This is a genomic window from Agathobaculum sp., assembly GCF_050946325.1.
In the GTDB taxonomy this organism is placed as follows: Bacteria; Bacillota; Clostridia; order Oscillospirales; family Butyricicoccaceae; genus Agathobaculum.
Genome location: NZ_JBMNUP010000116.1, coordinates 1 through 5874 on the forward strand (window position 1 = coordinate 1; position 5874 = coordinate 5874).

At 56.7% G+C, this 5874-nt stretch carries 6 protein-coding genes and 1 tRNA gene; 2 read left to right on the top strand and 5 right to left on the bottom strand.

Annotation, left to right across the window (positions count from 1 at the left end; genetic code table 11):
* Positions 1-710 (bottom strand): SDR family oxidoreductase (locus ACOYIE_RS08550; protein WP_433412323.1); only part of this gene is annotated, 710 nt, incomplete at its 3' end.
* Positions 711-1010: 300 nt separating this feature from the next.
* Here ACOYIE_RS08550 and ACOYIE_RS08555 point away from each other — a divergent pair.
* Positions 1011-1952, top strand: a complete 942-nt coding sequence (locus tag ACOYIE_RS08555; RefSeq protein WP_433412325.1) for a LysR family transcriptional regulator — start codon at positions 1011-1013, stop codon at positions 1950-1952.
* 74 nt (positions 1953-2026) lie between these two features.
* Here the strand turns inward: ACOYIE_RS08555 and ACOYIE_RS08560 are convergent.
* Positions 2027-2103: transfer RNA gene (locus ACOYIE_RS08560), tRNA-Arg, on the bottom strand.
* A 43-nt stretch (positions 2104-2146) separates the two neighbouring features.
* Positions 2147-2704 (bottom strand): epoxyqueuosine reductase QueH, encoded by a 558-nt coding sequence (locus ACOYIE_RS08565; RefSeq protein ID WP_433412327.1) that lies wholly within the window; start codon positions 2702-2704, stop codon positions 2147-2149.
* Between the two features lie 141 nt (positions 2705-2845).
* On the opposite strand from ACOYIE_RS08565, the gene ACOYIE_RS08570 reads away from it, so the two are divergent.
* Complete coding sequence (locus ACOYIE_RS08570) at positions 2846-3709, top strand: NAD(P)/FAD-dependent oxidoreductase (protein ID WP_433412329.1); 864 nt, start codon at positions 2846-2848, stop codon at positions 3707-3709.
* Positions 3710-3753: 44 nt separating this feature from the next.
* Here ACOYIE_RS08570 and ACOYIE_RS08575 read toward each other — a convergent pair whose 3' ends face one another.
* Together ACOYIE_RS08575 and ACOYIE_RS08580 are read right to left on the bottom strand one after the other, a co-directional pair.
* The gene (locus ACOYIE_RS08575) at positions 3754-4572 is read right to left on the bottom strand and encodes an EFR1 family ferrodoxin (RefSeq protein ID WP_433412331.1); all 819 of its coding nucleotides are present in this window, start codon (positions 4570-4572) and stop codon (positions 3754-3756) included.
* Between the two features lie 96 nt (positions 4573-4668).
* The coding region (locus ACOYIE_RS08580) for an ABC transporter permease (protein WP_433412333.1) at positions 4669-5874 on the bottom strand (1206 nt) is incomplete at its 5' end.

Here is a 5874-nt window from a genome sequence, read left to right on the forward strand (position 1 = left end):
ATATCATGTCCGGCCTTATCCATCACGCCTTCGTGAATGCCCGACCAGACATAGCCCGGGGAAATCGTGTTGACGCGGATGCCGTAAGGAGCAAGTCCCGCGCCCATATAACGCGCCAGCTGAGAGATGCCGGCCTTTGCAGTGCCGTAAGCGCAAACCGGAGACGGGCCGCCGCCGATAAAGTTTGCGTTGTAGCCGGAGAGCGAAGAGGTCATGATGATCGAGCCGCCGTGATTGTGCTCACGCATGATCTGCTGCGCAACCTGTGCGGTCATGAACGCGCCGTTCAGGTCAATGTCGATAACCTTTTTCCAGGTGCTGTACGGCACGTCAACGTCGTCGCCCATCAGGCAGACGCCTGCGTTGATATGCGCAAAATCAACCGTGCCCAGCTCGCGGATCAAATCGTCCTTGAGCGCCTTAACCTGCTCTTCGTCGGATACGTCGCAGTACAGCGGAACAATCTTCACGCCGTAGCGTTCGGACATTTCCTTGGCGAGCGGCTCCAGCCGGTCCTTGGAGGCGGGAATATCGACCAGTGCGACATCTGCTCCAGCCTCAGCCCAGGCTGCCGCGGTGTTTCTGCCGATACCGCCGCCGCCGCCGGTGACAAAGCCCTTCTTGCCCTTCAGCGAGAACTTATCCATGAGCCGGTACGAGGGGTCTTTCCAAGCGTCCTTGGGATATACTGCGTAGAATTCTTCTGCCATCAGGGTGCTCCTCCTTTTGATTCAAGCGCTGTCCTGAACATGCGCATTGTGTTATGAAAAACAGGAATATCAGTTTCGGGAGAACATAAAATTTTCATCAAAAATTTTATGCATCTTGTACAAATATGTCTGCTTTTCTTCTTCATGTTTTCAATATAACACCGATTGCGATGCTTAACAAATATCAAAATACTATTCACTGGATATAGCCAAAAGGCATATCGGAAGCTTTTGTTTGACAGGCGCGCTGATTTTCGATATGATGAAATCAAACAAATCAGCAAGTGGAGGGCGATACAGATGCAGCTGCAACAGCTGGAATATATTGTGAAAATTGCCGAATGCGGGTCCATTACCAGGGCAGCAGAGCAGCTGTTTATCAGCCAACCCAGCCTGACCAAATCCATCTCCCATCTGGAGAAGGAATACGGCATTCAAATTTTCATGCGCAAGCCGAGGGGGATTGAGCTGACAGACGACGGCAAGGATTTTGTGCATTATGCAAAGGGGGTGCTGACCGCTTCCGATGTTTTAAGAAAGCGCTTTGCTCCGCTTTCTGAGGAAGGGACGCACGAATCGCGCTTATTTGTGGGCACCCAGCAGGTTGACTTCGTCTATCAGCTGTTTCTGGAAATATATGAACAGAACCAGGAGAAAAATATTCACTATAACCTGGTGGAAACGGACCGCAACAGCGTGATTGAGCAGGTGCTGAGCGGGGCGGTGGATCTTGGTATTTTCGTCAGAAGCAGCGCGGATGACAAGACTTTTCTGTGGCATACAGAAGCAAAACGATTGGATATTCAGGTGCTTGCGCGGGCCGCTGTATATGCCTGCGCAGGGCCTAAAGCGCCTTTTTATGAAAAAGAATTTATCAGCACGGCGGAAACAGAAAACAGCACATGTATTGTGCTGGATATGGGTCCGCGCGCAAAGGAAGACAAGTGTTTTGGCTCAACGCAGCACCATTTCAATCTGAATCGTGTTGTTTTCTTCAATACAATCAGCGCATGCGAAGCCTTTTTGGCAGAAACAGATGCGGTATTATTTGTCGCCAAATGGGCGATCGGCTGTTTCAAAAATCCGACGCTGCGGTTTTTCCCTGTTTTGCCGGAGAAAAAGAGTGAACCGGCGCCGGTAAATGAGCTTCTGCTGGTCCGGCGGGCGGGGGAGCCGCTCAACCCGACGGAGCGGCAGTTTATTTCGCTTTTGGAGCAATATTTTGCGGCGGAAAGAGGCTGAGCGCAGAGCGCGGAAGAGAACGTATTGCGCATACAAAAAAGACCGCCGCAAGCGATTGACGCTTGCGGCGGTCCTGGTACGCCCGATGCGATTCGAACGCACGGCCTTTGGAGTCGGAGTCCAACGCTCTATCCAGCTGAGCTACGGGCGCGGGTACAAAAACTATTATAACAGGCTTCCACCGTTTTGTAAAGTTATTCCGCAGCCGGTTTGGTTTTTTTCGGCTTTTTTTTATAACGGTCCTCTTCGGAAAAAACGCAACCGCAGTATTTCTGCATATAAAGCCCCAGCTCGCGCGCTTTGTCCTGTCCTTCGCGGAAACGGACGGAAAAATCGCGGTGCAGGTATTGCACACCGTATTTTTCCGCGGCGCGTTCAGCTGTTTCGCGCATAAGCGCGTGGTTTTGATAGGGGCTGACAAAAAGCGTGGATGTGAATGCGTCAAATCCGTGCTCGGCGGCAAAACGCGCGGTTTCCTCAAAACGCAGCGTATAGCAGAAGCCGCAGCGGTGGTCAAAATCCGGATAGATGCCCTGGATGAAGCGGCGCAGCCCGTATTCGTTTTCAATTTCCAGCTTAAGGCCGATGCTTCGCGCATATTCCACCAGCGTGTTTTTGCGCATTTTATATTCTTTCATCGGGTGAATATTGGGGTTGTACCAGAAGCCGACCGGCTCGATTCCCTCCTGCCGCAGCGTGTCAATGCAGACGATGGAGCAGGGGGCGCAGCAGATATGCAGCAATGTTTTCATGTAAAAATCACTTCCTGTCTGCCATTGTATCATATTTACGCAGCTATTGCAAAGTTTCCGCAGGATGGGTATACTGAAAAAAGGAAAAGCGGCGGAGACCGCAGAGAAATGTGGGCAGGAAAGTGAAAGGGGAGACGGAATATGGCGTCTATTGTAATCATTGGCGGCGGCCCGGCGGGGCTGAGCGCTGCAATTTATGCGGCGCGCGCCAACATGCAGGCGGTGGTGCTGTATCAAAACGGCGGTGCGCTGGAAAAAACCGAAAAGATAGAAAATTATTTTGGCTTTGAGCAGGCGATTTCCGGCCCGGAATTGCTTGCGCGCGGCAGGGCGCAGGCCGCACGGCTGGGCGCGCATCTGGTGCAGGCTGAGGTGACGGGCGTGGAGTATGCGGAAACGGGGTTTCAGGTGCATACAACGGCCGGCAATTATGCGGCGGATGCGGTGATTCTGGCGACGGGCGCGCCGCGCGCGGTGCCGAAAATAGAGGGCGTTGCGGCCTTTGAGGGGCGCGGGGTCAGCTACTGCGCAATATGCGATGCATTTTTTTACCGCGGCAAGGCGGTTGCTGTGCTGGGAAACGGCGAGTATGCGCTGGAAGAAGCGCGGGTGCTGCTGCCGGTTGCAGGGGCTGTAACACTGCTGACCAACGGCGCGGAAGCGCCCGCCGTGCTGCCGGAAGGCCTTGCGGTCGATACCCGTCCGGTGCGCGCAGTGGCGGGCGGCGAAACGGTGGAAAAAGCGGAATTTGCGGATGGCGGCGCGCTTGCGGTCAGCGGGGTGTTCCTTGCCTACGGCACGGCAGGCAGCGCCGAACTGGCGCGCAAGCTGGGCGCAGAGACCGAGGGAACGCGCGTCCGCGTGGATGAACGCATGGCGACCAACGTGCCAGGCCTGTTTGCCGCAGGGGACTGCACAGGCGGCTTGCTGCAGGTGGCCCGCGCCGTTGCGGATGGTGCGCAGGCAGGACTCAGCGCCGTCAAATTTGTGCGTGATGCAAAATAAAAAAACAGGAGGCAAAGCGATACGCTTGCCTCCTGCTTTTTCGTTTACAGGAAGAACTGATTTTCTTTTCTGGCGGTGTAGTGCGTCAGCAGCATTTCCCTGTGCGATAAGAAAGCGGCGTCTTCAAAGAATTTGGCCTGCTCGGGACAGGTTTTGATGCATGCCTGGCACTTGATGCATATACCGGAAACGGTGATGCAGTCCGCGTCAATGGAGCCCATTGGGCAGGCGGTTACACAGGCGCCGCAGCGGGTACAGCGCGCCGCGTCGGTCACAGGCTTGGCCTTGAGGAATTTGGCCGGCGCGCCGTCCATGCCAAGCGGCGTGTAATACGGCCCTGCGGGGCTGCTGCCCGGCACGTCAAGCGGCGTGTGTGCGGAGGCTGCCGCTGCCTTTTGCGCGGTGCGGCGGGCAAAATCAGCAATTGCGGCAAGGTCGTCCGCATCCGGCCGGCCGGATGCAAGCGCCTGGGCAAAAGCATGCTCGGAAACCAGTGCGGCTGCGGCAATCGGAAGAAAGCCGTGCGCTGTCACCTCGTCGCGCAGCTCGGTCAGCGCGTCGCCAAAGCTGCGGTTGCCATAGCTGCACAGCAGCACGGCCTGTGCGCCGCCGCCGGTAAAGCAGCTCTGGATGCAGGGCAGGATTTTGTTTGGCAGCCGCCCTGCATAAACCGGCAGGGAAAACAGCACAAGATCGTTTTCCGTAAAGGCATACTGCTGCTGACGCGCGGCCGGCGGCGTGATGTCCAGCTCGGCCACAGGGGCCTCCAGCTGCGCGCCAAGAGACTGGGCGGCGCACCGCGCGGCCGTGCGGGCGTTTCCGGTTGGGCTGAAATAGACGGCGGTAATACGATGAATGGCCATGTTTTACATCCCCTCTGCAATTCGGTTTGATAGCTTGAAGATACCACACCGGCGGATAAATGTCAATCGGCAGGCGGCAAAGGGAAAGCGCACATGTTATTCCTCGGTGCGCAGGCGCTCCACCACGCTCTGCCGCGCGGTGCTGCGGTACGCGGCCAGCGGAATCAGCAGCCCCAGCAGCAGGAAAAACGGCAGCAGCAGGGCAAGCGGCAGAATGGTGAACCGGTAAGTGAAGAACCAGAAGATATTGGCGCAGCCTGCGCCGATCAGCGGCCCAGCCACTACGCTGATGAGCAGGCTCAGGCCGAGCGCGAGCAGGGTGTAATACAGCCCTTCCAGCATCAGCATGCGCTTGAGCTGCCTGCCGGTCATGCCGATGGCCTGCAATACCGCAAATTCATGCCTGCGGGTGATGATGCCGGTGAGCACGGCGTTTAGGAAGTTGAGCACGCCCACCAGCCCGATAATCAGGCTGAGCGCGCCGCCCAGCGTGAGGAACATGGTGCGCATGCTGTCAAATTCAGCCTGATAGGTCTTTTTGCTCTCGTAGTCAAATAGCGGCTGTACATTTTCAGTATAATTGGCAAGGAAGGCCTCCATCGTGTCGGCGGCATCATCCTCGGTGTCGAACACATAGGTCATCACCGAATCTGTTTGGGTATCCTGCCTAAACTGCCCGGCGCCCATCACAAACTGGTCGGCGCCGTAATAGCGGTAGTCAAGCGAGCTGGGGATGAGTACCGCAGCGACAACCGTGTATTCCGCATCCCGATAGGCCTTGGCGCGCTCGCCGAAGCCGCGCTCACCGTTGTAAGCCGCATTCAACTGGTCGGGCGGGATGATTTCGCCGGTGTCGGTGTAGAAATACTCCACCTCTTCCACATAGCGCAGATGCACCTTGTCGCCCACCTTGGCCCAGTGGGACTGCTCCCTTACATCGCCGTAGTCGTCATCCGTATAGACCGCCGCGACCGCGTTGGCGGTGGGGTCGGAGAGTGCGGACAGGTCGCCGTCCAGCACGGTCAGCTTGGAGAGCGGGAAGTCCTCCATGCCGTAAAGCTGGGCGCGGTCGGCCAGCAGCCCGTCCGGCCCCTGCTCGGCGTCCGCCACCATTAGGTCGAGGGTTTCCGGTGAATTCCATTGCCCCCAATTCTTACGGTACCAGTCCTCGGTGATGAATTCCTGCACCTTTGACACTTGTCCGTAGATGCGGCCGGAGGCGGTGATGCCGTTCTGCGCGCTGATATCCGCAATGACGTTGTCGGGAACGGCTTCATCAGTAGTGCTGAAGCCCGAACCGGT

Bases quoted from the DNA above. Each gene is read 5' to 3' on its own strand.
- ACOYIE_RS08555 (WP_433412325.1), top strand. From the start codon at position 1,011: ATGCAGCTGCAACAGCTGGAATATATTGTGAAAATTGCCGAATGCGGG.
- ACOYIE_RS08565 (WP_433412327.1), bottom strand. From the start codon at position 2,704: ATGAAAACATTGCTGCATATCTGCTGCGCCCCCTGCTCCATCGTCTGC.
- ACOYIE_RS08575 (WP_433412331.1), bottom strand. From the start codon at position 4,572: ATGGCCATTCATCGTATTACCGCCGTCTATTTCAGCCCAACCGGAAAC.
- ACOYIE_RS08570 (WP_433412329.1), top strand. From the start codon at position 2,846: ATGGCGTCTATTGTAATCATTGGCGGCGGCCCGGCGGGGCTGAGCGCT.